Genomic DNA, 25,098 nt, shown 5'->3' with positions numbered 1-25,098 from the left:
GCGAGGGGGTCGCGCCACTTCTCCCTGATTTTGCAAAGGAAAAAGTGGCGCGAGTGACGGGGCTCGAACCCGCGACCTCCGGCGTGACAGGCCGGCACTCTAACCAACTGAGCTACACCCGCGTATCCCGGCCGCGGCGCTGTGGTGCGTCGCGGCGAGGGGCGTCGTTTAGGCGGGGGCGCCGCGCACTGTCAAGCGAGGATGCGCGCGCCCCGAACAGTTTTTCCATGGGTTCCGGAGCGCTCGTCAGGGTCTGGTCGGGCGCCTGAATTGCTGCGAACCATTCTCAAGAAAAACCTTTCGCCGCATGGGTTTGAACCAATGCGGTTCCGGGGCTAGAAAGCGCCGAATCCGCCCCTCCCTTGCGGCGGACGAGGTCCCTTCCGGATGAACGCATTCCTTCTCCAATACCTGCCGATCGTGATCTTTCTCGGGATCGCGACGGTGCTCGGCCTCGGCTTCATGCTGGCCGCCTGGGTGCTGGCCCCCAAGAACCCGGACTCCGAGAAGCTTTCCGCCTATGAGTGCGGCTTCAACGCTTTCGACGACGCGCGGATGAAGTTCGACGTGCGGTTCTACCTGGTCTCGATCCTGTTCATCATCTTCGATCTTGAAGTGGCCTTCCTGTTCCCGTGGGCGGTGTCGATGTTCGACCTGTCGCGCGAGGGGATGGTGTTCGCCTTCTGGTCGATGATGGTCTTCCTCGGCGTGCTGACCGCCGGCTTCATCTACGAATGGAAGAAGGGCGCGCTCGAATGGGAGTGACCACGACCAATACTGTCCCGCTGATCGGCGCGGGCAACCAGGGCGCGTCGCCGGTCGGGCCGGGTCCGTCCTCGCCGCTGGCCTTCGGGTCGGCCGGCCGGACCATGGTCGAGGGCTATGATCCCGCGATCCATGACAAATTCTTCGAGGCCGTCAACGCCGAGTTGGGCGAGCGCGGCTTTGTCACGGCCTCGCTGGACGACGTCATCAACTGGGCCCGGACCGGCTCGCTGATGTGGATGACCTTTGGCCTGGCCTGTTGCGCCGTCGAGATGATGCAGGCGTCGATGCCGCGCTACGACATGGAGCGGTTCGGCATGGCCCCGCGCGCCAGCCCACGCCAGTCGGACCTGATGATCGTCGCCGGCACCCTGACCAACAAGATGGCGCCTGCACTTCGTAAAGTTTACGACCAGATGCCGGACCCGCGTTACGTGCTTTCAATGGGTTCCTGCGCCAACGGCGGCGGGTATTATCACTATAGTTACAGTGTAGTGCGCGGTTGCGACCGCGTTGTACCGGTCGATGCTTATGTGCCGGGGTGCCCGCCGACGGCGGAGGCGCTGCTGTACGGGCTGCTGCAACTGCAGAAGAAGATCCGGCGCACGGGGACCATCGACCGATGAACGCTGTCGCCCGCATCGCGAACATGGAATCCGCCCTGACGCCGCTGGGCGCCGAGATGGTCGGCGCGCTGGGCGTGCAGGCCCAGGTGGCGTTCGGCGAACTGACGCTGGTCGCCGAGCGCGGACGCATTCTCGAGGTGTTGACCGTGCTGCGCGACCGCTTCGGTTTCCAGCAGCTGCTCGACATCTGCGGCGTCGACTTCCCGGACCGCGAGGAGCGGTTCGAGGTCGTCTACCACCTGCTGTCCCTGACGCGGAACGCCCGGGTCCGGGTCAAGGTGACGACCGACGAGGTCCAGCCGGTGCCCAGCGCCGTGTCGGTCTTCCCCTGCGCCGACTGGTTCGAGCGCGAGGCCTTCGACATGTACGGCATGCTGTTCTCGGACCATCCGGACCTGCGCCGGCTGCTGACCGACTACGGCTTCCAGGGGCATCCGCTGCGCAAGGACTTCCCGATGACCGGCTATGTCGAGGTCCGTTACGACGACGAGCAGAAGCGGGTCGTCTATGAGCCCGTCAAGCTGACCCAGGAATTCCGGCAGTTCGACTTCCAGTCGCCTTGGGAAGGCGCGGACTATCCGCTCCCGGTGCTGCCTGGCGACGAGAAGGTGACGGGCTGATGGCTGATTCCTCGACCCTGCCCCCGCCGATCGGCGCCACCGACGTGTTCGACGAGCCGCACGACACGCCTCACGATGGGCGCAACGAACACGCCCGCGCGCTCGACGACCGCAAGTTCACGATCAATTTCGGCCCGCAGCATCCGGCGGCGCACGGCGTGCTGCGTCTGGTGCTGGAACTGGACGGCGAACTGGTCACCCGCGTCGATCCGCATATCGGCCTGCTGCACCGCGGCACCGAGAAGCTGATGGAGGCGCGCACCTACCTGCAGAACATCCCGTATTTCGACCGGCTCGACTACGTGGCGCCGATGAACCAGGAGCATGCCTTCTGCCTGGCCATCGAGAAGCTGCTGGGCATGGACGTGCCGTATCGCGGCCAGTTGATCCGGGTGCTCTATTCCGAGATCGGCCGCATCCTCTCGCACCTGCTGAACGTGACCACCCAGGCCATGGACGTCGGCGCCCTGACGCCGCCGCTGTGGGGTTTCGAGGAACGCGAAAAGCTGATGGTGTTCTATGAGCGCGCCTCCGGGTCGCGTCTGCACGCCAACTATTTCCGCCCCGGCGGCGTCCACCAGGACCTGCCGATGGACCTGATCGACGACATCGGCCGCTGGTGCGCCGAATTCCCGGCGGCGCTGAAGGACATCGAGTCCCTCGTCACCGAGAACCGCATCTTCAAGCAGCGCAACGTCGACATCGGCGTGGTGTCGAAACAGCAGGCGCTGGAGTGGGGCTTCACGGGCGTCATGCTGCGTGGCTCGGACGTCGCCTGGGACCTGCGCAAGTCGCAGCCCTACGAATGCTATGCCGACCTCGAGTTCGACGTGGTCGTCGGCAAGAACGGCGACTGCTGGGACCGCTATCTGTGCCGCATCGAGGAGATGAAGCAGTCGGTGCACATCATGGAGCAGTGCATCCACAAACTGCGCAACTGCCCCGGCGAACCGGTCATCACCGAGGACAACAAGATCGTCCCGCCGCGTCGCGGCGAGATGAAGCGGTCGATGGAATCGCTGATCCACCACTTCAAACTTTACACCGAGGGCTTCCGCACGCCGGAAGGCGAGGTCTACGCCTCGGTCGAGGCGCCCAAGGGCGAGTTTGGCGTCTATGTCGTGTCCGACGGCTCGAACAAGCCGTACCGGGTCAAGGTCTCGGCCCCGGGTTTCCGCCATCTGCAGGCGATGGACTGGATGAACCGCGGTCACATGCTGGCTGACGTGTCGGCTATCCTCGGCTCGCTCGACATCGTCTTCGGCGAGGTCGATCGCTGATGGGATTCGCGGTCCAGCCCATCTTCACGACGACGCAGGCGATCTGGTTCGCCGTGCTGCTGACGTTCGGCGTCGCGGTGCAGCTGGCCTTTTCGCCGCGCCGGCGGGCGATGATGGGCGGGCTGAAGTTCGCCATGGCCTCGGCCCTGGTGGCCGCCCCGGCCGCGGCGGGGATCACCCTCGTGCGCGGGGCCTATCGGCTCGGCTATCTGGAAGAGGGCAGGGGCGTCCTCGAAGCCAATCTGCGCTCGGTCGTGTGGATGAGCGGGGCGATCTTCGCCGGGCAGATGGCGATGCGTTTCCTGCCGCCGATGTCGTGGCTGGCGCGCGATCTGAGAGCCGCCGGCAGCGCCGTGTGGAGCGAGCGGCTCGGCCGCTGGTTCGGGAGGCCGCAATGAGCGACAAGCCCCTGAGCGACGCGGTCCGGCAGGGCTGGGAAGTGATCGACTATTCGGTCACCGACAGCAGCGGCGAGACATGGCACCACAATTTCCTGCTGCGCCGCCAGGGCCAGCACAAGGTGCTGACGGTGCGCAAGAAGATGTTGGGCGGCGGCGTCGTCGCCTCGGAGATGGAAGTCTGATGAGCGTTCGTCGTCTCGCCAAGGAACAGCCCGCCTCGTTCGCCTTCTCGAAGGCGACGAAGGCCAAGGCCGACTGGTGGATCGCCAAATATCCGGCCGACCGGCGTCAGTCGGCGGTGATCCCGATCCTGTGGCTGGTGCAGAAGCAGGAAGGCTGGGTCTCCGAGCCCGCCATCCGCGCCATCGGCGAACTGCTGGGCATGCCGTTCATCCGGGTGCTGGAGGTCGCGACCTTCTACACGATGTTCATGCTCGCCCCGGTCGGCACCAGCGCCCTGATCCAGGTCTGCGGCACGACGCCGTGCATGCTGCGCGGGGCCGGCGATCTGATGAAGACCTGCCGCGACAAGATCGGTCCCAAGGACGTGCTGAGCGCCGACGGCCGCTTCACCTGGCAGGAGGTCGAATGCCTCGGCGCCTGCGCCAATGCGCCGATGGCCCAGATCAACGACTATTATTTCGAAGACCTGACGGCGGAGACCATGGCCCAGGTGATCGACGACTTCGCCGCCGGCAAGACGCCGAAGCCGGGCAGCCGCGTCGGCCGCGCCAGCTCGGAGCCTGAGGGCGGAGCCCTGACCCTGACCGATCCGAAGCTGTACGACGGCTCGGCCGCCCAGCCGATTTCGAAGCTGCCCAACAGCGATCCGGTCCCGGCATGACGCGTCCGGACCTCTCTGACGACCAGGCGGTCGCCCGCTACCGCGCCGAACTGCGTCTGGTCGGCCGCAACCAGCGGCTGGCCGGCTTCGCCCTGGTCATCGCCGGCGCCATCGCCGTTTACCTCGCCGGATCGGCCGGGGCCGCGGGCCCGACGATCCAGTGGGCCGGATACGCCGGCCTCGCGTTCGGCTGGGCCCTGATGCTGGCGGCCATCTTCCTGCGCACCCGTTACCACCGCCGCCGTATGCGGGAGATGGACTGAACCATGGTCGGAATCCTCGAAGACAAGGACCGCATCTTCACCAACCTGTACGGGCTCCAGGATTGGGGCCTCGAGGGCGCGAGGAAGCGCGGCGCGTGGAACGCGACCAAGGACATGCTCGACCTCGGGCGTGACTGGGTCATCACCAACGTCAAGAACTCCGGCCTGCGCGGCCGCGGCGGCGCCGGCTTCCCCACCGGCCTGAAGTGGTCCTTCATGCCGAAAGAGGTGAAGGACCGGCCGCACTATCTGGTGGTCAACGCCGACGAGTCGGAACCGGGCACCGCCAAGGACCGGGAGATCATGCGCCACGATCCGCAGCTGCTGATCGAGGGTTGCCTGATCGCCAGCTTCGCCATGCAGGCGCACGCCTGCTACATCTATCTGCGCGGCGAATATGTGCTGGAGCGCGAGCGCATGGAGGCCGCGGTCAAGCAGGCCTATGACGCGAAGCTGATCGGCAAGAACAACATCCACGGCTGGGATTTCGACGTCTACATCCACCATGGCGCCGGCGCTTACATCTGCGGCGAGGAGACGGCCCTGCTGGAGTCGCTGGAGGGCAAGAAGGGCCAGCCGCGACTGAAGCCGCCGTTCCCCGCCGGGGCCGGCCTGTACGGCTGCCCGACCACGGTCAACAACGTCGAGTCGATCGCCGTCGTCGGCACCATCCTGCGTCGCGGGGCCGAGTGGTTCGCCGGCTTCGGCCGCCCGAACAACACCGGCACCAAGCTGATGACCATCAGCGGCCACGTGAACCGGCCGTGCAATGTCGAAGAGGCGATGTCGATCCCGCTGCGGCAGCTGCTGGAGGATCATTGCGGCGGCGTGCGCGGCGGCTGGGACAATCTGAAGGCCATCATCCCCGGCGGGTCGTCGGTGCCGCTGATCACGCGCGAGATGAGCGAAACCGCGCTGATGGATTTCGACAGCCTGAAGGAGCTGCGCTCGGGCCTCGGCACGGCGGCGGTGATCGTCATGGACCAGTCGACCGATCTGGTCCGCGCCATCGCCCGCATCAGCTATTTCTACAAGCACGAGAGCTGCGGCCAGTGCACCCCGTGCCGCGAGGGCACCGGCTGGATGTGGCGCGTGCTGGAGCGGATGGCCATCGGCGAGGCCGACCCGTCCGAGATCGATCTGCTGCTGGACGTCTCGACCCAGATCGAGGGCCACACCATCTGCGCCCTCGGCGACGCGGCCGCCTGGCCGGTACAGGGGCTGATCCGGCATTTCCGTCACGAGATCGAGGAGCGCATCTCCTCCTACCGCAGCCGCCGCGCGAACTTCGCCGGCCACGCGATCGCGGCGGAGTGACGATGCGCCTGACCGCCGTCCTCATGCTGGCGCCTTTCGCCCTTGCCGCCTGCGGCGAGCGGACGGAGACGGCCGCGCCGACGCCGGCCGAAGTGGTGTCCGCCGCGCCCGTGCAGAGCGACGCCGCCGCGACCGCGCCGGCGGTGCTGAACGCCGCCGACCTGCGTCGCGTCTGCCGCGCCGGACTGGCCGGCATTCATGGTCAGGCGCTGGGCGACATCACCATCGACGGCCTCGACGGCCAGGTCGTCAACGCCTCGTGGCGCGCGCCGGTGGACGGCGGCCGCCGCCGGGCCCAGTGCCGGGTCGAGGGCGACCTGATCACATGGCGGCCGTCCGACGCCGCTGACCCCGCACAGGCCCGCTGGATGAACCAGTCCGGCGACCCGGTGACTCGCTTCGTCCTTGACGGCGAGGCCATCACCATCAACACGACGCTCCCGGATGGGACGACCGCCACGGAGACCTATGCCGTGGCGACTGAGCAAGAGGCCCGCTGATGGCTGACGAACCGGACAATCTGGTGCTGCAGATCCTTCGCCGGATCGAAGCTCGTCTGAACGCCGTCGAGGTCAAGGTCGACCGCGTCGGCGAGGACCTTCACGGCCTGAAGGTCCGGATGACCCATGTCGAGGAAGGGATGGCAGGCGTGAACCGCCGGCTCGACAGAATTGATGAACGAGTGGAGCGGATCGAGAAGCGTCTCGATCTGGTCGATCACCCCTACGGCGGAGTCCGCGAATAATGCCCGTCGCCAAGGTCAACGGCGTAGAAACCGAGTTCGAGGCCGGCATGACCGTGCTTCAGGTGGCCGAGCGCGCCGGGGTCGAGATCCCGCGCTTCTGCTACCACGAGCGGCTGTCGATCGCCGGCAACTGCCGCATGTGCCTGGTCGAGGTGAAGCCCGGACCGCCGAAGCCGCAGGCGTCGTGCGCCCTGCCGGCCGCCGAGGGCCAGGAGATCTTCACCGACACGCCGATGGTCAGGAAGGCGCGCGAAGGGGTGATGGAGTTCCTGCTCATCAACCACCCGCTGGATTGCCCGATCTGCGACCAGGCGGGCGAGTGCGACCTGCAGGACCAGGCCATGGGCTATGGCCGCGACGGCTCGCGCTACGCCGAGAACAAGCGCGCCGTCGAAGAAAAGAACATGGGTCCGACGGTCAAGACCTTCATGACCCGGTGCATCCAGTGCACCCGTTGCGTCCGCTTCATCACCGAGGTCGCCGGGGTGCCGGACATCGGCATGATCTCGCGCGGCGAGGACGCCGAGATCACCACCTATCTGGAAAAGAACATCGACAGCGAGCTGTCGGGCAACGTCAACGACCTGTGCCCGGTCGGCGCCCTGACCCACCGGCCGTGGCAGTACCACTACCGCCCGTGGGAGCTGAAGAAGACCGAGTCGATCGACGTCATGGACGCGCTCGGCTCGAACATCCGCGTCGACGCGCGCGGGGCCGAGGTCATGCGCGTGCTGCCGCGGGTGCATGAGGGCATCAACGAGGAGTGGCTGTCGGACATCAGCCGCTACGCCGTCGACGGCCTGCAGCGCCAGCGGCTGGACCGGCCCTATGTGCGCGAGAACGGCAAGCTGCGCGCCGCGTCGTGGGAAGAGGCGCTGGGCGTCGTCGCCGCGAAGCTGACCGCCGCCAAACCGGACCGGATCGGCGTGGTCGCCGGCGATCTGCAGGACGCGGAATCGATGAAGGCGGCGCTGGACCTGTTCCGCGCCCTCGGCTCGGCCAATACCGACTGCCGTCAGGACGGCAGCGCCCTGGGCCACGGCCCGCGCGAAGGCTGGCTGTTCAATTCCGGCCTGCAAGGCATTGAAAACGCGGACGCCGTCCTGATCGTCGGGGCCAATCCGCGGACCGAGGCGCCGCTGCTGAACGCGCGTCTGCGCAAGGCGTGGCTGACCGGCGAGATGCAGGTCGGGGTGATCGGCGAGCCGGTCAATCTGACGTTCGAACACAGCTGGCTCGGCGCCGGCTCGAAGACCCTGGCCAAACTGCCGAAGGCGGCCCTCGACTTCCTCGACAAGGCCGAGCGGCCGGCGATCATCGTCGGCGCGGGCGCCCTGTCCGGTGAGAACGGGCCCGCCGTGCTGAACGCGCTCGGCGCCCTGGCGAAGAAGGTCGGCGTCGTCGCCGCTGCCGAGACCGGCGTCTGGAACGGCTTCAACGTGCTGCACACGGCGGCCTCGCGCGTCGGCGGCCTCGACATGGGCTTCGTCCCCGGCGCGGGCGGCCTGTCGGCGGTCGACATGGTCAAGAAGGGCGCGCTGGACGTGCTGTTGCTGCTCGGCGCCGACGAGATCGACGCCTCGGCCACCGGCGCCTTCAAGGTCTATCTGGGCAGCCACGGCGATCGCGGCGCGCACGGCGCCGAGGTCATCCTGCCGGGCGCGGCCTATACCGAGAAGCCGGGCCTCTACGTCAACACCGAGGGCCGGGTGCAGATGGCCGAACGCGCTGTCTTCCCCAAGGGCCAGGCGAAAGAGGACTGGGCTATCCTGCGCGCCCTGTCGGCCCTGGTCGGCCAGACCCTGCCGTATGACACCCTCGACGCCCTGCGTTCGAAGCTGATGGCGGACCATCCGACCTTCGGTCGCATCGACTATCTGCCGGCGCCGGCGTCGTTCGACGTGGGGAGCCTCGGCAAGAAGGGCGACCTCGGCGACACCGCCTTCCATTCGGCGGTGCGCGACCCCTACCTCAACAACCCGATCGCGCGCGCCAGCGTGACCATGGCCGAGCTGTCCGCCCTGCGGATGGCCCCGGTCGCGATGGCGGCGGAGTAAGGCCCGATGGATTTCTGGACCACGCCCCTGGGTTGGACCCTGATCACCGCCGGCGGCATCCTGCTGGTCACCGTCGGCATCCTGATCTCGCTGGCCTTCCTGCTGCTGGCCGACCGGAAGATCTGGGCCAGCGTGCAGATGCGCAAAGGGCCCAATGTCGTCGGGCCGTTCGGCCTGCTGCAGTCGTTCGCCGACTTCTTCAAATTCGTGCTGAAGGAAATCGTCGTCCCGTCCGGCGCCGACAAGGTGGTCTTCCTGCTGGCCCCGCTGCTGACCTTCGTCCTCGCCTTCATCGCCTGGGCGGCCATTCCGTTCGCGCCGGGCTGGGTCATCTCCGACCTGAACGTCGGCATCCTGTACATCCTCGCGATCAGCTCGCTGGGCGTCTACGGCATCATCATGGGCGGCTGGGCTTCGAACTCGAAGTATCCGTTCCTCGGCTCGCTGCGATCGGCGGCGCAGATGGTGTCCTATGAGGTCTCGATCGGCCTGGTGATCATCAACGTCATCCTGCTGTCGGGGACGATGAATCTGACCGCCATCGTCGAGCAGCAGGGCGGCTGGTTCTGGGACTGGTTCGCCTTCGGCGGCGGGGCGGGGACATGGCCGCTGATCGTCGTGATGTTCCCGATGTCGATCATCTTCTTCATCTCGGCCCTGGCCGAGACCAACCGTCCGCCGTTCGACCTGCCGGAGGCGGAGTCCGAGCTGGTGGCCGGCTATCAGGTCGAGTATTCGTCGACGCCCTATCTGCTGTTCATGATCGGCGAATACGCCAACATCGTCTTCATGTGCGCCATGATCAGCCTGCTGTTCTTCGGCGGCTGGCACCCGGGCTTCCCGACCGACTTCCTCGCCGACTGGCCCGAGTTCCTGGCCAACCTGTTCTACTTCCTGGTCTTCTTCGCCAAGATCATCTTCTGGTTCGCGATGATCGCCATGGTGAAGGCCTTCGTGCCGCGCTACCGCTACGACCAGCTGATGCGGCTGGGCTGGAAGATCTTCCTGCCGACCTCGCTGGTCGCCGTGGTTCTGGTCGCCGCCTGGCGCGTGTTCGCGGTGGGCGCATGAGCCGGCTGCTGACCCTGACCGTGATGGTTGCGGCCGCGACGACGGCCGCCTGCGCCGTGCCGATCTACGAGCCGGAGCCGGTCTCGGGCTATCAGTGGGAACGCCGCCAGCAGGCCATCGAACGGCAGCAGGCCGAGCGCGAACGCCTGTGCCGCATCACGAAAGATGAGGACCCGCGCAAGGAAGAGCTTTGCCGCGGCGTCGAGAGAGAGAACGACTGATGTTCACCCGGATCGTCCAGGCGACCAAGGGCGCGATGATGCTGGACATCATCGGCGCCATCGGTCTGTCGCTGAAATATATGGCGCGGCCCAAGGCCACCGTGAACTATCCGTTCGAGCGGAATCCACAGTCGCCGCGTTTCCGCGGCGAGCACGCCCTGCGCCGCTATCCGAACGGCGAGGAACGCTGCATCGCCTGCAAGCTGTGCGAGGCCGTCTGCCCGGCCCAGGCCATCACCATCGAGGCCGAGCCGCGCGCCGACGGCAGCCGCCGCACGACCCGGTACGACATCGACATGGTCAAATGCATCTATTGCGGCCTGTGCCAGGAGGCCTGCCCGGTCGACGCCATCGTCGAGGGGCCAAACCTCGAGTTTACCGTCGAGACCCGCGAAGAGCTGCTTTACGACAAGGAAAAACTGCTTTCGAACGGCGACCGCTGGGAGCGGTTGATCGCGAAGAATCTGGAACTCGACGCGCCTTACCGCTAAGGCGCACCGCTGAACGGGCCGGGCGATTCCGCGAGGGATGGCCGGCCATAACCGAAAGGGGCGCAGGCCTCAGATGTTGACAGGAATCGCCTTCTATCTGCTGGCGGCGGTGGCCGTGGTCGGCGGCCTGATGGTCGTCACCGCGAAGAACCCCGTGCACAGCGTGCTGTGGCTGATCCTGACCTTCTTCTCGTCGGCGGGTCTGTTCGTGCTGCTGGGCGCGGAGTTCCTGGCGATGCTGCTGGTCGTGGTCTACGTCGGCGCCGTCGCGGTGCTGTTCCTGTTCGTGGTGATGATGCTGGACGTCGACTTCGTGCGCCTGCGCGAGGGGTACGCCCGCTATCTGCCGCTGGCGGCCGTGGTCGCCGGCGTGCTGCTGGTCGAGATGATCATGATCTCGCTGGTTGTGGTGAGCGGCGGGGCCGCCGCCGACGCGACCGGGCCGGCCGTCGCGGCCGCCGACATGACCAACGCCGAGGCCATCGGCCGGGTGCTGTACACCGACTATGTCTACATCTTCCAGGCGGCGGGGATCGTGCTGCTGATCGCCATGATCGGGGCCATCGTCCTGACCCTGCGCCACAAGCCCAACATCAAACGCCAGAATCCCTCCGACCAGGTCGCCCGCGACCGCACGACCGCCGTCGAGGTCAAGGGCGCGGCCACCGGCGCGGGCGTCTCCGCCGAGGATCTGATCTGATGGACATCACACTGCAGCACTATCTGGCGGTCGGCGCCATCCTGTTCACCATCGGCGTCTTCGGCATCTTCGTGAACCGCAAGAACGTCATCATCATCCTGATGTCGATCGAGATGATCCTGCTGGCGGTGAACATCAATTTCGTCGCCTTCTCGGCCTATCTAAACGACGTCTCCGGGCAGATCATGGCCATGTTCGTGCTGACCGTCGCCGCGGCCGAGGCCGCCGTCGGCCTGGCCATTCTGGTGACCTTCTTCCGCAATCGCGGCGACATCGCCGTCGATGACGCCTCGGTCATGAAGGGCTGATCGTGAACCTCGCGCTTCTCGTCACTCTCGGCGTTTTCGCCCCGCTGCTCGGCGCGGCCATCGTCGGCCTGTCCGGCCGGCGGCTCGGCGACCTGCTGTCCAGATCGATCACCACCGGCCTGCTGTTCTTCTCCTGCCTCGTCGCCTGGATCGTCTTCGCCCAGTGGACCTGGGGCGGCCTCGAGGCCTTCACGGTGCAGATCGCGCCGTTCGTCAATGTCGGCGACTTCCAGTCGAACTGGGCCATCCGCATCGATGCCATGTCGGCCGTCATGCTGGTCGTGGTCACCAGCGTGTCCTCGCTCGTCCACCTCTATTCGTGGGGGTATATGTCCGAGGACCCGGACCAGCCGCGCTTCTTCGCCTATCTGTCGCTGTTCACCTTCGCCATGCTGGCGCTGGTCACCGCCGCCGACTTCATGCAGCTGTTCTTCGGCTGGGAAGGGGTGGGGCTGGCGTCCTATCTGCTGATCGGCTTCTGGTTCAAGAAACCGACCGCCAGCGCCGCCGCCATCAAGGCCTTCGTGGTCAACCGGGTCGGCGACTTCGGCTTCGTGCTGGGCATCTGCACCGTCTTCTGGATGTTCGGCACCATCGAGTTCGCCGAGCTGTTCCCGATGATCGCCGCCAGGGCCGGAACCGGCTGGGACTTCCTCGGCTACACATGGTCGGCGCTGGATCTGGCGGGCTTCCTGCTGTTCATCGGCGCCATGGGCAAGTCGGCCCAGTTCTTCCTCCACACCTGGCTGCCCGACGCCATGGAGGGCCCGACGCCGGTGTCGGCCCTGATCCATGCGGCGACCATGGTCACCGCCGGCGTCTACATGGTCTGCCTGCTGTCGCCGATCTATGAGTACGCCCCGGTCGCCTCGGCGATCATCGCCCTCGTCGGCGCGGTCACGGCCCTGTTTGCCGCCACCGTCGGCCTGGCGCAGAACGACATCAAACGGGTCATCGCCTATTCGACCTGTTCGCAGCTCGGCTACATGTTCTTCGCGGCGGGCGTCGGCGCCTATCAGGCGGCCATGTTCCACCTGTTCACCCACGCCTTCTTCAAGGCCCTGCTGTTCCTCGGCGCCGGCTCGGTGATCCACGGCATGCATCACGAGCAGGACATGCGGAAGATGGGCGGGCTGTGGAAGCTGCTGCCGGTCACCTATGCGGTGATGACCATCGGCACCATCGCCATCACCGGCCTGGGCATCCCCGGCGTCGGCGGTCTGTCGGGCTTCTACTCCAAGGACTCGATCATCGAGAGCGCCTTCGCCTCGTTCACCAACGGCCACAGCGCCATCGGGCTGTTCGCCTTCATGGTCGGCATTCTCGCCGCCGGCCTGACCGCCTACTACTCATGGCGTCTGGTGTTCATGACCTTCCACAACAAGCCGGTGTGGAAGGACGAGGCCCATGCCGATCACGCGCATGACGACCACGCGGCGCATCCGGCCCAGCTCGAGACGCATGACGAGCCGCTGGTCGAAGACGGCCATGCCCATGACGATCATGCGCATCACGGACCGCTGAAGCCGCACGAGAGCCCGTGGATCATGCTGGTTCCGCTGCTGCTGCTATCGGTTGGCGCGGTCGCGGCCGGCTTCATCTTCGCGCCGTACTTCATCGGCGATCACGAACACGACTTCTGGCGCGGCGCGATCTTCGTCGCCGAGGCCAACCATGTGCTGCACGACAGCCACTATGTGCCCGTCTGGGTGAAGTGGTCGCCGCTGATCCTGACCCTGATCGGGACCTTCGCCGCCTTCTGGCTGTATGTCCTCAAGGAAGGCATGGCGCGCCGCATGGCCGATCGCGGCGGCATCATCCACGGCTTCCTCTACAACAAATGGTATTTCGACGAGCTGTATGACGTCGTGTTCGTGAAGGGCGCGAGGGCCGTCGGCGACCTGTTCTGGAAGATCGGCGACGTGAAGATCATCGACGGCCTCGGCCCGAACGGCGCGGCCTGGGCCTCGCTGAAATCCGCCGCCCGACTGGGCAAGCTCCAGTCCGGCTATGTGTACCACTATGCGTTCGTGATGCTGCTCGGCGTGGCCGGTTTCCTCGCCTTCGCCATCTATGCGTGGGGAGCCTGATCTTGCCCCAGATCCCCTTCATCCTCAGCGTCGTCACCTTCCTGCCGCTGGTCGGCGCCGGTCTGATCCTGCTCGCCCGTCTGCTCGGCAAGGGCGACGCCGCCGGCGCCGCGCGCTGGATCGCCCTCGGCACGACGCTCCTCGCCCTGGCCGTTTCGGCCGTGCTGGTGGCCGGCTTCGACGCCTCGAGCGCCGCCTATCAGTTCGTCGAGCGCTACGTCTGGTTCGCGGGCGCCGAATACCACATGGGCGTCGACGGGATTTCGATCCTGTTCGTGCTGCTGACCGCCTTCTTGATGCCGATCTGCATCCTGGCCAGCTGGACCACCATCAAGGACCGGGTGGTCGACTATATGATCGCCTTCCTCGTGCTGGAGACGCTGGTCATCGGCGTCTTCACCTCGCTGGACCTGTTCCTGTTCTACATCTTCTTCGAAGGCACCCTGGTGCCGATGTTCATCATCATCGGCGTCTGGGGCGGGGCCAACCGGATCTACGCCGCCTACAAATTCTTCCTCTACACCCTGCTGGGATCCGTCCTGATGCTGCTGGCCATGCTGTGGATGGCGGCCGAGGCCGGCACGACCAGCATTCCGGCGCTGAAGGCGTTCGACTTCCCCGCCTATGCCCAGCCCTTGTTGTGGTTGGCCTTCTTCGCCTCGTTCGCGGTCAAGATGCCGATGTGGCCGGTGCACACCTGGCTGCCCGACGCCCACGTCCAGGCGCCGACGGCGGGTTCGGTCATTCTGGCCGGCATCCTGCTGAAGCTGGGCGGCTACGGCTTCATCCTGTTCAACCTGCCGATGTTCCCGCTGGCGTCGCAGATGTTCGCGCCGCTGGTCTTCGCCCTGTCGGCCATCGCCATCGTCTACACCTCGCTGGTCGCCTTCCGGCAGACCGACATGAAGAAGCTGATCGCCTATTCGTCGGTCGCGCACATGGGCTTCGTCACCATGGGCATCTTCGCCGGCAACGACCAGGGCGTGCAGGGGGCGGTGTTCCAGATGCTGAGCCACGGCCTGATCTCGGGCGCGCTCTTCCTCTGCGTCGGCGTGGTCTATGACCGGATGCACACCCGCGAGATCGCCTTCTACGGCGGCCTGACCTCGCGGATGCCGTGGTTCGCGGCCATCTTCCTGCTGTTCACCATGGCCAACGTCGGCCTGCCAGGCACCTCGGGCTTCATCGGCGAGGTGCTGACCCTGACGGGCGTTTACATCGTCTCGACCTGGACGGCGCTGTTCGCGGCCTCGGGCGTGATCTTCTCGGCGGTCTACGCCCTCACGCTGTATCGCAACGTCATGTTCGGCGAGATCACCAATCCGGCGCTGAAGGCCATCACCGACGTCGACAAACGCGAACTGCTGCTCTTCGCGCCGCTGATCATCGGCACCCTGTGGCTGGGCGTTCAGCCCGGTCTGGTGCTGGATTACACCGCTGCCTCGGTCGAGGCCCTGACTTCCGCCTATCAACTTGCGATCGGCGGGTGAGACCATGATGCCTGATCTGATTTCCGCCCTCCAGCTCTCGGCCCCGGAAGCCGCCCTCGCGGTCGGCGGCCTCGTGCTGCTGATGATCGGCGCCTTCGTCGGCGAGAAAAGCGCCCGGCTGGTCTCGGCCCTGTCCATCCTGCTGCTGCTGGGGGCCACGGCCCTGGCGGTGACCGGTCCGCTGGGCCAGGCCTTCAACGGGGCCTATGTGGCCGACCCGCTGGCCGTCTACGGCAAGGCGCTGATCTTCCTGTCCAGCGCCGTGGCCATCGTGCTCGGCGACGGCTGGATGAAGCGCACCCGGATCGCCAAATTCGAATATCCGGTGCTGATCGTGCTGGCCTCGGCCGGCATGGGGATGATGGCGTCGTCGGGCGATCTGATCTCGCTGTATGTCGGCATCGAGCTGCACTCGCTGGCCCTCTATGTGCTGGCGGCCTTCCACCGCGACGACCTCAAGGCGTCCGAGGCGGGGCTGAAGTATTTCGTCCTCGGCGCCCTGTCGTCCGGCCTGCTGCTGTACGGCGCCAGCCTGATCTACGGCTTCACCGGCTCGATGCGGTTCGACGAGATCGCCGCCTATGCCGCGACAAACGCCTCGCCCGGCCTGATCTTCGGCCTCGTGTTCCTGATCTGCGGCCTGGCCTTCAAGGTCTCGGCCGCGCCGTTCCACATGTGGACGCCGGACGTCTATGAGGGCGCCCCGACGCCGGTCGTGGCCCTGTTCGCCACGGCGCCCAAGGTCGCGGCCATGGTGCTGATCGCCCGCACGCTGGAAGGGGCCTTCGCCGGCTCGCACGACCAATGGGCCCAGGTGCTTATCCTGATCTCGCTGATCTCCTTCGCGGTCGGGGCCTTCGGCGGTCTGGTGCAAAAGGATATGCAGCGACTGCTGGCCTATTCCTCGATCGCCAACATCGGCTACGCCCTGCTGGGCATCGCCGTGGGCACGACGCTGGGCGTCCAGGCCATGCTGCTGTTCATGACGCTGTACGTCATCGACCAGTTCGGCTTCTTCGCCCTGATCCTGTCGCTGAGCCGCAATGGCCGGCCGATCCGCCGCATCCAGGACTTCGCCGGCCTGCGCAAGGACCGGCCGGTGATGGCGCTGGTGCTGACCGTGCTGTCGCTGTCGGTGCTGGGCATGCCGCCGCTGGCCGGCTTCTGGGGCAAGTGGGCGGTGTTCGGCGCCGCCGCCGACGCCGGCTACTGGATGGTCGGCGCCGCCGGTCTGGTCGCGTCGGTCGTGGCCGGCTTCTACTATCTGCGCATCATCAAGCTGATGTGGTTCGACCCGGCGCCGGAAGGCATCGAGGCGATCGATCGTTCGCCGATCGAGGCGAAGACCATCGCCATCGCCGCGGCGCTGTTCTCCTTCCCGCTGGTGCTGGTCGCCCTGACCTGGTTGGAGCCGCTGACGCGGGCGGCGGCGGTCGGCTACGGGGCGGGCTGACGGTGGCTTCGGCCGCGCCCGTCCTGCTGCTCGACCAGACCGACTCGACCAATGCGGACGCCCGTCGCCGGGCCGAGGCCGGCGAGAGCGGCCCGCTGTGGATCGTCGCCCGGCGGCAGTCGGCCGGCCGCGGGCGGCGGGGCCGGGCGTGGGAGAGCGATCGCGGCAATCTGTTCGCCACCCTGCTGACCACCACGCGCAAGCCGCCGGCCGAGGCGGCCCAGGTGACCTTCATCGCCGCCCTCGCCATCGCCGATCTGCTGGACGCCTTCGCGCCGCCGTCGCTGGTGACGATCAAATGGCCCAATGACGTCATGCTGGCCGGGGACAAGGCGTCCGGCGTGCTGGTCGAGTCCGGGGCGCACGAGGGCGGCGGCCTGTGGCTGGCGGTCGGCATCGGGGTCAATCTGGCCCAAGCGCCCGAGGGGACCGAACGGCCGGCGACGGCGCTGGCGAACCATCTGCGCGGCGATGTGCTGACCCCGCCGACGGTGGAGGCCGCGGCGGCGACGCTGGCGGCGGCCTTCGCCGTCTGGATGGAGCGCTGGGAGACGCTGGGCTTCCAGCCGATCCTCGACGCCTGGCAGGCGCGGACGCCGGGGCTGGACGGTCCGGCCGTGGCGCGGCTGGGGCGCGAGACGGTCGAGGGCCGGGCCGAGGGCGTGGCCGCGGACGGGGCGCTGAAACTGAGGCTGGCGGACGGGTCGCTGCGGCTGATCTCGGCCGGCGACGTCTTCTTCGGGGAGGCCGCGTGATGCTGCTGGCTATCGAGCAGGGCAACACCAATACGCTGTTCGCGGTGCATGACGGCGAGGCGTGGATCGCCCAGTGGCGCACGGCCACCGAGGCCAGCCGCACGGCCGACGAATACGCCGTCTGGCTGAGCCAGCTGCTGTCGATGCGCGGCCTGGCGATCAGCCAGCTGGACGGCTGCATCATCTCCAGCGTCGTGCCGCAGTCGATCTTCAATCTGAGGAACCTGTCGCGCCGTTATCTGTCGGTCGAGCCTCTGGTGATCGGCGACAATGTCGAGCTGGGCATGACGGCGCGGATCACCAAGCCGAGCGAGGCGGGGGCCGACCGGCTGGTCAACGCCATCGGCGCGCATCTGGTCTATCCCGGCGACCTGATCGTCATCGACAGCGGCACGGCCACCACCTTCGATGTGATCGCCGCCGACGGAGCGTTCGAGGGCGGACTGATCGCGCCGGGGATCAATCTGAGCCTTCAGGCGCTTCATGAGGCCGCCGCAATGTTGCCCCGCATCGCCATCCAGAAACCCGATCGCGTGATCGGCAAGGACACGGTGTCCAACATGCAGTCGGGCGTCTTCTGGGGCTATGTCGCCCTGATCGAAGGCCTGGTCGCGCGCATCAAGGCGGAGTGGGGCAAGCCCATGACCGTCATCGGCACCGGCGGCGTCGCCTCCCTGTTCGAAGGCGCCACAGAATCCATCGACCGGTTTGATCCGGACCTCACTATCCGCGGCCTCCTCGAAATCTGGCGGCGGAACACCCATCTAAAGGACACATGAAAAAACAATCCAACGACGAACTCGTCTTCGTCCCGCTCGGCGGGTCGGGCGAGATCGGTATGAACCTGAATGTCTACGGCTACGGGCCGGAGGCGAATCGCGAATGGCTGATCGTCGATGTCGGCGTCACCTTCGGCGACCTTTCGACGCCCGGCGTGGACGTGATCGTGCCCGATCCGTCCTTCCTCGACGGCGAGAAGATCCGCGGCATCGTCCTGACCCACGGGCATGAGGACCATATCGGCGCCCTCGGCTGGCTGTGGTCGCGCATCAAGGCGCCGATCTATGCGACGCCGTTCACCGCCTTCCTGATCCGCGAGAAGCTGCGCGAGGCGGGCATCCTCAACGAGGTCAAGATCATCGAGGTGCCGCTCAGCGGCACGATCGACCTCGGCCCGTTCCAGGTGACGATGATCACCATGACCCATTCGATCGCCGAGCCGAACGGTCTCGCGATCAAGACGCCTCTGGGCACCGTTCTGCACACGGGCGACTGGAAGCTGGATCCCAGCCCCGTCATCGGCCAGCCGACCGACATCGCCGCCATCACCAAACTGGGCGACGAGGGCCTGCTGGCCATGGTCTGCGACTCGACCAACGTCTTCGTCGAAGGCCAGGCCGGATCGGAGCTGGACGCCCAGGAGGGGTTGATCGAGCTGATCGGCAGTCTGAAGACCGGCCGCATCGCCGTCGGCTGCTTCGCCTCGAACGTCGCCCGGATGTACAGCGTGATGAAGGCGGCAACCCTGGCCGGACGCCGGGTGGCCCTGGCCGGTCGCTCGATGCACCGCATCACCGCCGCGGCCCGCCACGTCGGCCTGTTCGGCGAGGCCCAGCGCATCCTGACCGAGGAAGAGGCCCGCGTCTGGCCGGCCGACGAGATCCTGTATCTGTGCACCGGCAGCCAGGGCGAGGACCGCGCGGCCCTGTCACGCGCGGCCCAGGGCACCCACCCCTTCATCAAGCTGGGCTTGGGCGACCACTGCATCTTCTCGTCGCGGGTCATCCCCGGCAACGAACTGTCCATCGCCGCCCTGCAGGACAAGCTCGCCGACCGCGGCGTGCGCCTCTACACCGAGAAGGACCATCCGCACGTCCACGTCTCGGGCCACCCGTGCCGGGACGAGATGAAGCAGATGTACGCCTGGGCGCGTCCGCGCATCGCGGTGCCGACGCACGGCATGCGGCGGCACCTGGCCGAGCACGCCCTTATGGCGAAGGACCTCGGCGTCGCCGAACAGGTCACGCCGCGCAATGGCGACATGGTGCGCCTGGCCCCCGGGCTGGCGGCGATCATCGATGAAGTGCCCAGCGGCCGGCTGTATGTCGACGGCGGGCGTCTGGTCACCGAACAGGGCGAAGCCCTGCACGAACGCCGTCACGCCTCGACCAATGGCGTTCTGATCGTCAGCTTCGCCATGGATCGGCGCGGCAAGATCGTCAGCGACATCGATGTGCGGGCCATCGGCCTGCCGGGCGACGCGGAATCGCCGCTGGGCGACGCCCTCGACGATCTGGCGGAGCGCGCCGAACAGGCGGTGCTGAAGCTGAAGGGCCCGGCGCTGGAGGACGAAATGGTCATCGAACAGGCCGTGTCGCGGGCGCTGAAGAAGGCCAGCCAGCAGATCTGGGACCGCCGTCCGATCGTCGAGACGGTCATTCTCAGGCTCTGACGTCACGGAGCGTCGCGAATGAACCAGCGCGTGCGGGATCGGCTGAAGGCCCGGGGCCGCGCGACGCTGGAGCATGTCCGGCACGCGCGGCACCCGCTGCATGGCTGGCGCAAATGGGCGTTGATCCTGCTGCAGGCCTTGCTGGGGATCGTCCTGCTGTTCGCCGCCGTGAACCTGACGCTGAGTCTGACGGCGTTTCGCGGGGCCAACCCGCTTGAGCGGTCGGTCCACGAGGTGCGTGGGCTGTGGTTCAGCCCGGCCGACGGCAAGGCGGTGTCTCCGGACGCCTTTGAAGCCATCTATGGCGATGAGCTGGGCTCCCGGCCGGCCGAGGCGGACATCCGCGCGTACTTCAGCCGGCAGGCCGAGCGGGGAATCTTCCTGCTCGACCATGTGATGGCGGACCATATCGTACGGCGGTTCGGCCGGATTGACGGCCGCACCCTGCCGTCGGGCGTCTATGTCGGGGCGCATGCGCTTGGCCCCGACGGCGACCCGTGGGTCGGGGTGACCAAATGGCCGGCGCATTATCTGATGTTCCCGCGCCACGCCTATATTCTGGTCGTGCCGGAGACCGGGCCGGCGCTGGTCTTTTCGGCCAGCCAGAACGCCAAATTCGATCCCGACCTGCCCGAGGGCGACCGCCTCGGCGCGCGGATGGCGGTCTATGACCGCCACGCCTACGACTTTCCCGGCTCGGGGCAGGCGCTGCACGAGATCACCCTGATCACCGACGATCCGGCGCAGGTGGCGGCGGCACCGGCGGCGCTGGAGCGGGCGCGGGCGGGGCTGGACGCCAGCAACCTGCGCTACGGCCTGCTGGCGCCGAACTCCAACACCGTGGTCGGCTGCATTCTTGAGACGTCGGGGGCGATCAGCCGCGAGCAGCGCGGCCGCATCCTGCTGGCCGTCCGGGCGCCGGGAATCGGCGCGGCCTGCTGGTAGTCTTTGAATCCCGCGCGGGGCCTACCTATAAGGAGCCGAATCCGCCCCCCAGGACCGCCCCATGCCCGAAGTCTCGCCCGAGTTCCGCTACAAGCGCGTCCTGCTGAAGGTCTCGGGCGAGGTGCTGATGGGCGACCAGCCCTATGGCATCGACATGAAAACGGTCGCCACAGTGGCCGAGGCCGTGGCCCAGGTCGCGCGCGAGGGCGTCGAGATCTGCCTCGTCATCGGCGGCGGCAACATCTTCCGCGGGCTGAGCAAGGCCGCCGGCGACATGGAACGCGCCACCGCCGACTATATGGGCATGCTGGCGACGGTCATGAACGCCCTCGCCATGCAGGCGGCGCTGGAGAAGATCGGCGTCCAGACCCGGGTGCAGAGCGCCCTGACGATGAACGCGGTGGCCGAGCCCTATGTGCGTCGCCGCGCCCTGCGCCATCTCGAAAAAGGCCGGGTGGTGATCTTCGCCGCCGGCGTCGGCGCGCCCTTCTTCACCACGGACTCGGGCGCCGCCCTGCGCGCCGCCGAGATGGGCTGCGACGCCCTGCTGAAGGGCACCAGCGTCGACGGCGTCTATACGGCGGACCCCAAGAAGGACCCGTCCGCGACCCGCTACGAGACCCTGACCTATCACGACGTCCTGGCGCGGGACCTCAAGGTCATGGACGCCTCGGCCATCGCCCTGATGCGTGACTCCGGCATTCCGATCGTGGTCTTCTCGATCCGGGAAGACAATTCGCTGCGTCGGACGTTGACCGGGGAGGGGACCTTCACGGTCATCACCTCGAACGCCAAGTCAGCCTGACAAGCCATTCAAGAACGAGAGAAACGACCATGGCCAAGCCTGATCTCAAGACCTATCGCGACCGCATGGAGAAGGCGGTCGGCGCCCTGCGCGAGGAGTTCGCCGGCCTGCGCACTGGCCGCGCCAACGCCGGCCTGCTGGAGCCGGTCCAGGTCGACGCCTATGGCTCGATGTCGCCGCTGCACAGCGTCGCCGCCATCAGCGTGCCCGAGCCGCGCATGATCTCGGTCAGCGTCTGGGACAAGAGCATGGTCGGACCGGTCGAAAAGGCCATCCGCGCCGCGGGCCTGGGCCTCAACCCGATCGTCGACGGCCAGACCCTGCGCATCCCGGTCCCGCCGCTGACCGAGGAGCGCCGCAAGGACCTCGCCAAACTGGCCGGCAAATACGCCGAACAGCAGAAGATCGCCGTTCGCAACGTTCGCCGCGACGCCAATGACGATCTGAAGAAGGCCGAGAAGGCTTCCGACATCAGCCAGGACGAGCAGAAGAAGATGGAGGCCGAGGTCCAGAAGGACACGGACGCGGCCATCAAGCGCATCGACGAGACCTTGAAGGCCAAGGAAGTTGAGATCATGCAGGTTTGACGGCGCGTTTTGCCGTAGGATACGCGCCGGTCATGCCTGTCGAACCCCTTGAGCCTTCGCCCGCCTCTGACGGGCCCCGCCATGTCGCCCTGATCATGGACGGCAACGGGCGCTGGGCGCAGGCTCGCGGCCTGCCGCGCACCATGGGGCATCGCGAGGGCGTCCAGGCGCTGAAGCGCACCGTCCAGGCGGCGCCGGCCCTGGGCATCCGCTGTCTGACGGTGTTCGGCTTCTCGACCGAGAACTGGAGCCGGCCGGCCGAGGAAGTCTCCGACCTGATGGGTCTGGTCCGCTCCTATGTCGCCAGCGACCTGAAGCGGCTGGAACGCGAAGGGGTCCGGGTGCGGGTTCTTGGCAGCCGGGCGGGCCTGCCGGCCGACATCATCGCCATTATCGACAACGCCGAGGCGACGACGGCGCACAACGACAAATTCCTGCTGCAGGTCGCCTTCAACTACGGCGGCCGGGCCGACATCGTCGACGCCGCGCGCCGCTATGCGGATCGGGTGCTGGCCGGGGAAGCCGTCGGCCCGCTGGACGAAGCCGCACTGGGGCAGGGGCTGTCGACCGCCGGCGGACCGCCTGTCGACGTCATCGTTCGCACCTCCGGCGAGCAGCGCCTGTCGAACTTCCTGCTGTGGGAGGCGGCCTACGCCGAACTCGTGTTCCAGCAGGTGCTGTGGCCCGACTATGGGCCCGAGGCGCTGGCGGACGTCGTCGAACAGTACCGGAACCGCGATCGCCGCTTCGGCGGACTGTCATCCGCTCCCGCGCGAGCGGCCGGCTGATGGCGATGCGCGCCGGCGATATCGGCCTCAGGGTCGCGTCGGCCGTGGTGCTGGCCCCGGCGGCGTTCCTCGCCATCTGGGCCGGCGGCCTGTGGTTCCTCGCCCTCGTGCTGCTGGCCTGCGCCCTGCTGGCGGTGGAATGGGCGACGATGAGCGCGGCGACGGCGTGGCGGGTCATGGCCGGCGCGGTCGGCTTCGGGCTGTTCGCCTCGGTTATTTCGGCCCACGCCGAGCAGCTGTCGTTGGCGCTGGTGATGCTGGTGTTCTGCGCCGCCGCCGCCGGGCTGTTCGCCCGCAGCCGCGGGCAGGAGGCGGTCGACGCCGCTTACGGGGTTCTTTACCTCGGCTGGCCGGCGGTGCTGCTGATCTGGCTCAGGGACGGCACAGAGCCGGGCGGGCTGGCCTGGACAGTGTCGGCCTTCGTCATCGCCTGGGCCTCCGACATCATGGCCTATCTGGTCGGTAACCTGATCGGCGGAAAGAAGCTGTGGCCGCGCTTCTCGCCCAACAAGACCTGGTCCGGCTTCATCGGCGGCCTGGCCGCGGGCACCGGCGCGGGCGTGCTGCTGGCGACCTTCCTCGACATGGGAATCGGGCCGGTATGGGGCGCAGTCCTGGGCCTGGCCGCGGCATTGGCCACCATGGCCGGCGACCTGTGGGAGTCGGCTCTCAAGCGGCGCTATGGCGTCAAGGACGCGGGCAAGCTGATCCCCGGCCATGGCGGCCTGCTGGACCGGGTCGACGGCCTGATGTTCGCGGTCGTCATTGTGGCCTGCGGCCGCCTGCTGGTTGTGACGTTCGGGACCGGCGCATGATCCGTCGCCGCGTCACGGTGCTGGGCTCGACCGGTTCGGTCGGGTCTTCCACCCTCGAACTGATGGACCAGGCCGAGGCGGCGGGGACCGGGGCGTTCGAGGTCGAGGCCCTGACCGGCGGCGCCAATATCGCGCGCCTGGCTCAACAGGCGAAGCGCTGGAAGCCGAAACTGGCCGTCACCGCCGATCCTGCCCGGCTCGAGGAACTGCGCCGGGCCCTGGCCGGAACCGGCGTCGAAGCCGCGGCCGGGGAGGGGGCGGTGATCGAAGCCGCCGCCCGACCGGCCGACTGGGTCATGGCGGCGATCGTCGGGGCGGCCGGCCTGCGCTCGGCCTGGGCGGCGGCGAATACGGGAGCGACCCTGGCCCTGGCCAACAAGGAAAGCCTCGTCTGTTGCGGCCCGGCCCTGCTTCAGCGGGTGCGGCGCGCCGGCGGCAAGGTCATTCCGGTCGATTCGGAGCACTCCGCCATCTTCCAGGTGTTTCCGCACGACGCGCCGCGCCAGGTCGCCAAACTGGTTCTCACCGCCTCGGGCGGGCCGTTCCGCGGCATGCCGCGCGACTCCCTCGCCGACATCACGCCCGAACAGGCCGTCGCCCACCCCAACTGGAGCATGGGGCCCAAGATATCGGTCGACAGCGCGACCATGGCCAACAAGGGTCTGGAGGCGATCGAGGCGGCCTATCTGTTCGACATGCCGGCCGATCGGATCGATGTGGTCGTGCATCCGGAATCGATCATTCACAGCCTGGTCGAATTCGTCGACGGCTCGACCCTGGCCCAGCTGGGTCCGCCGGACATGAGGACCCCGATCGCCTGCGCCCTTGCCTGGCCGGATCGGATCGCCTGGCCGGCGCCGAAGCTGGACCTTGCGGCGTTGGGCCAACTGACGTTCGAGCGGCCTGACGAAACCCTGTTTCCGGCCCTCGGACTGGCGCGGGAAGCGCTCCGGGCAGGCGGTTCGGCGCCGATCGTGTTCAACGCGGCCAACGAGGTCGCGGCCCTCGCATTTCTTGACCGTCGGCTGGGCTTTCTCAATATTGCCGCAGTCGTCGCCGACACCTTGTCGCGCGTAACGACGTCGGGGGTGGATTCCGGGTCTCGCAACGCCTGTGACGCGGCTTTGGCCGTGGATGCTCAGGCGCGGCGAGAGGCGGAGTCGATCATCCGGAGTTTGGCCGCAGCGGCCTGAACGGCGAAGGATATCA

Annotated in this window: 29 protein-coding genes and 1 tRNA gene; 29 read left to right on the top strand and 1 reads right to left on the bottom strand. The window is 67.3% G+C overall.

Translation table 11 applies throughout. From position 1 onward, the window contains the following. Nucleotides 1-45: 45 nt before the first annotated feature. Nucleotides 46-122 (bottom strand) — tRNA-Asp (locus ACK4JY_RS07635). Between the two features lie 265 nt (nt 123-387). Between ACK4JY_RS07635 and ACK4JY_RS07630 the strand changes: the two genes are divergently transcribed. The 29 genes from ACK4JY_RS07630 (at nt 388) to dxr (ending at nt 25,082) form a co-directional block, all read left to right on the top strand. Continuing rightward, the gene (locus ACK4JY_RS07630) at nt 388-765 is read left to right on the top strand and encodes an NADH-quinone oxidoreductase subunit A (RefSeq protein WP_409604352.1); all 378 of its coding nucleotides are present in this window, start codon (nt 388-390) and stop codon (nt 763-765) included. After that, entirely contained in the window at nt 735-1,391 is a 657-nt protein-coding gene (locus tag ACK4JY_RS07625; RefSeq protein ID WP_409604350.1) for a NuoB/complex I 20 kDa subunit family protein, read from the top strand. Before ACK4JY_RS07630 ends, ACK4JY_RS07625 begins: the two co-directional genes overlap by 31 nt. Before the next feature lie 23 nt (nt 1,392-1,414). Then, complete coding sequence (locus ACK4JY_RS07620; RefSeq protein ID WP_409604420.1) at nt 1,415-2,011, top strand: NADH-quinone oxidoreductase subunit C; 597 nt, start codon at nt 1,415-1,417, stop codon at nt 2,009-2,011. Beyond that, on the top strand, nt 2,011-3,291 hold the full coding sequence (locus ACK4JY_RS07615) for an NADH-quinone oxidoreductase subunit D (protein ID WP_409604348.1): 1,281 nt from the start codon (nt 2,011-2,013) through the stop codon (nt 3,289-3,291). The genes ACK4JY_RS07620 and ACK4JY_RS07615 overlap by 1 nt, the downstream gene beginning before the upstream one ends. After that, the gene (locus tag ACK4JY_RS07610) at nt 3,291-3,689 is read left to right on the top strand and encodes a hypothetical protein (protein ID WP_409604346.1); all 399 of its coding nucleotides are present in this window, start codon (nt 3,291-3,293) and stop codon (nt 3,687-3,689) included. The genes ACK4JY_RS07615 and ACK4JY_RS07610 overlap by 1 nt, the downstream gene beginning before the upstream one ends. Beyond that, on the top strand, nt 3,686-3,874 hold the full coding sequence (locus ACK4JY_RS07605) for a hypothetical protein (protein ID WP_409604344.1): 189 nt from the start codon (nt 3,686-3,688) through the stop codon (nt 3,872-3,874). The genes ACK4JY_RS07610 and ACK4JY_RS07605 overlap by 4 nt, the downstream gene beginning before the upstream one ends. Next, a complete protein-coding gene (gene nuoE / locus ACK4JY_RS07600) occupies nt 3,874-4,536 on the top strand; it encodes an NADH-quinone oxidoreductase subunit NuoE (RefSeq protein WP_409604343.1) in 663 nt (220 codons plus the stop codon). Before ACK4JY_RS07605 ends, nuoE begins: the two co-directional genes overlap by 1 nt. After that, a complete protein-coding gene (locus ACK4JY_RS07595; protein ID WP_409604341.1) occupies nt 4,533-4,799 on the top strand; it encodes a hypothetical protein in 267 nt (88 codons plus the stop codon). The genes nuoE and ACK4JY_RS07595 overlap by 4 nt, the downstream gene beginning before the upstream one ends. A gap of 3 nt (nt 4,800-4,802) precedes the next feature. Then, complete coding sequence (gene nuoF / locus ACK4JY_RS07590; RefSeq protein ID WP_409604339.1) at nt 4,803-6,116, top strand: NADH-quinone oxidoreductase subunit NuoF; 1,314 nt, start codon at nt 4,803-4,805, stop codon at nt 6,114-6,116. Nucleotides 6,117-6,118: 2 nt separating this feature from the next. Next, on the top strand, nt 6,119-6,616 hold the full coding sequence (locus ACK4JY_RS07585) for a hypothetical protein (protein ID WP_409604337.1): 498 nt from the start codon (nt 6,119-6,121) through the stop codon (nt 6,614-6,616). After that, nucleotides 6,616-6,861 (top strand): hypothetical protein, encoded by a 246-nt coding sequence (locus tag ACK4JY_RS07580; RefSeq protein ID WP_409604336.1) that lies wholly within the window; start codon nt 6,616-6,618, stop codon nt 6,859-6,861. Before ACK4JY_RS07585 ends, ACK4JY_RS07580 begins: the two co-directional genes overlap by 1 nt. Then, nucleotides 6,861-8,918 (top strand): NADH-quinone oxidoreductase subunit NuoG, encoded by a 2,058-nt coding sequence (gene nuoG / locus ACK4JY_RS07575; protein ID WP_409604334.1) that lies wholly within the window; start codon nt 6,861-6,863, stop codon nt 8,916-8,918. The genes ACK4JY_RS07580 and nuoG overlap by 1 nt, the downstream gene beginning before the upstream one ends. Before the next feature lie 6 nt (nt 8,919-8,924). Further along, nucleotides 8,925-9,989, top strand: a complete 1,065-nt coding sequence (nuoH, locus tag ACK4JY_RS07570) for an NADH-quinone oxidoreductase subunit NuoH (RefSeq protein WP_409604333.1) — start codon at nt 8,925-8,927, stop codon at nt 9,987-9,989. Beyond that, entirely contained in the window at nt 9,986-10,210 is a 225-nt protein-coding gene (locus ACK4JY_RS07565; protein WP_409604331.1) for a hypothetical protein, read from the top strand. The genes nuoH and ACK4JY_RS07565 overlap by 4 nt, the downstream gene beginning before the upstream one ends. Continuing rightward, a complete protein-coding gene (gene nuoI / locus ACK4JY_RS07560; protein WP_409604329.1) occupies nt 10,210-10,701 on the top strand; it encodes an NADH-quinone oxidoreductase subunit NuoI in 492 nt (163 codons plus the stop codon). Before ACK4JY_RS07565 ends, nuoI begins: the two co-directional genes overlap by 1 nt. A 73-nt stretch (nt 10,702-10,774) precedes the next feature. Further along, the gene (locus ACK4JY_RS07555; RefSeq protein WP_409604327.1) at nt 10,775-11,401 is read left to right on the top strand and encodes an NADH-quinone oxidoreductase subunit J; all 627 of its coding nucleotides are present in this window, start codon (nt 10,775-10,777) and stop codon (nt 11,399-11,401) included. Next, nucleotides 11,401-11,709 carry an NADH-quinone oxidoreductase subunit NuoK gene (nuoK, locus tag ACK4JY_RS07550; RefSeq protein ID WP_409604325.1) on the top strand — a complete coding sequence of 103 codons (309 nt, stop codon included), beginning with the start codon at nt 11,401-11,403 and terminating at the stop codon, nt 11,707-11,709. The genes ACK4JY_RS07555 and nuoK overlap by 1 nt, the downstream gene beginning before the upstream one ends. 2 nt (nt 11,710-11,711) lie before the next feature. Next, nucleotides 11,712-13,799: an NADH-quinone oxidoreductase subunit L gene (gene nuoL, locus ACK4JY_RS07545; protein WP_409604323.1), complete on the top strand. Its 2,088-nt coding sequence runs from the start codon at nt 11,712-11,714 to the stop codon at nt 13,797-13,799. Between the two features lie 11 nt (nt 13,800-13,810). Further along, complete coding sequence (locus tag ACK4JY_RS07540) at nt 13,811-15,289, top strand: NADH-quinone oxidoreductase subunit M (protein WP_409604418.1); 1,479 nt, start codon at nt 13,811-13,813, stop codon at nt 15,287-15,289. A gap of 7 nt (nt 15,290-15,296) precedes the next feature. Then, nucleotides 15,297-16,742, top strand: a complete 1,446-nt coding sequence (nuoN, locus tag ACK4JY_RS07535; protein ID WP_409604417.1) for an NADH-quinone oxidoreductase subunit NuoN — start codon at nt 15,297-15,299, stop codon at nt 16,740-16,742. Nucleotides 16,743-16,744: 2 nt separating this feature from the next. Next, the gene (locus tag ACK4JY_RS07530; protein ID WP_409604321.1) at nt 16,745-17,497 is read left to right on the top strand and encodes a biotin--[acetyl-CoA-carboxylase] ligase; all 753 of its coding nucleotides are present in this window, start codon (nt 16,745-16,747) and stop codon (nt 17,495-17,497) included. After that, entirely contained in the window at nt 17,494-18,276 is a 783-nt protein-coding gene (locus ACK4JY_RS07525; protein ID WP_409604319.1) for a type III pantothenate kinase, read from the top strand. The genes ACK4JY_RS07530 and ACK4JY_RS07525 overlap by 4 nt, the downstream gene beginning before the upstream one ends. Continuing rightward, the gene (locus ACK4JY_RS07520) at nt 18,273-19,949 is read left to right on the top strand and encodes a ribonuclease J (protein WP_409604317.1); all 1,677 of its coding nucleotides are present in this window, start codon (nt 18,273-18,275) and stop codon (nt 19,947-19,949) included. Before ACK4JY_RS07525 ends, ACK4JY_RS07520 begins: the two co-directional genes overlap by 4 nt. Before the next feature lie 18 nt (nt 19,950-19,967). Further along, complete coding sequence (locus ACK4JY_RS07515) at nt 19,968-20,894, top strand: hypothetical protein (RefSeq protein WP_409604315.1); 927 nt, start codon at nt 19,968-19,970, stop codon at nt 20,892-20,894. Nucleotides 20,895-20,955: 61 nt separating this feature from the next. After that, entirely contained in the window at nt 20,956-21,699 is a 744-nt protein-coding gene (gene pyrH, locus ACK4JY_RS07510; protein ID WP_409604314.1) for a UMP kinase, read from the top strand. 29 nt (nt 21,700-21,728) lie between these two features. Continuing rightward, nucleotides 21,729-22,286, top strand: coding sequence for a ribosome recycling factor (gene frr / locus ACK4JY_RS07505; RefSeq protein WP_409604312.1), 558 nt, complete (start codon nt 21,729-21,731; stop codon nt 22,284-22,286). Nucleotides 22,287-22,318: 32 nt separating this feature from the next. Then, nucleotides 22,319-23,074, top strand: a complete 756-nt coding sequence (gene uppS, locus ACK4JY_RS07500; RefSeq protein ID WP_409604310.1) for a polyprenyl diphosphate synthase — start codon at nt 22,319-22,321, stop codon at nt 23,072-23,074. Then, nucleotides 23,074-23,889: a phosphatidate cytidylyltransferase gene (locus ACK4JY_RS07495; protein WP_409604309.1), complete on the top strand. Its 816-nt coding sequence runs from the start codon at nt 23,074-23,076 to the stop codon at nt 23,887-23,889. The genes uppS and ACK4JY_RS07495 overlap by 1 nt, the downstream gene beginning before the upstream one ends. Further along, nucleotides 23,886-25,082, top strand: coding sequence for a 1-deoxy-D-xylulose-5-phosphate reductoisomerase (gene dxr, locus ACK4JY_RS07490; protein ID WP_409604307.1), 1,197 nt, complete (start codon nt 23,886-23,888; stop codon nt 25,080-25,082). The genes ACK4JY_RS07495 and dxr overlap by 4 nt, the downstream gene beginning before the upstream one ends. The last annotated feature ends 16 nt before the right edge of the window (nt 25,083-25,098 follow it).

Source organism: Brevundimonas sp. (genome assembly GCF_046295595.1).
Lineage (GTDB): Bacteria > Pseudomonadota > Alphaproteobacteria > Caulobacterales > Caulobacteraceae > Brevundimonas.
Note: the sequence above shows the minus strand (reverse complement) of the source record. Positions and strands in the feature narration are given on the sequence as shown.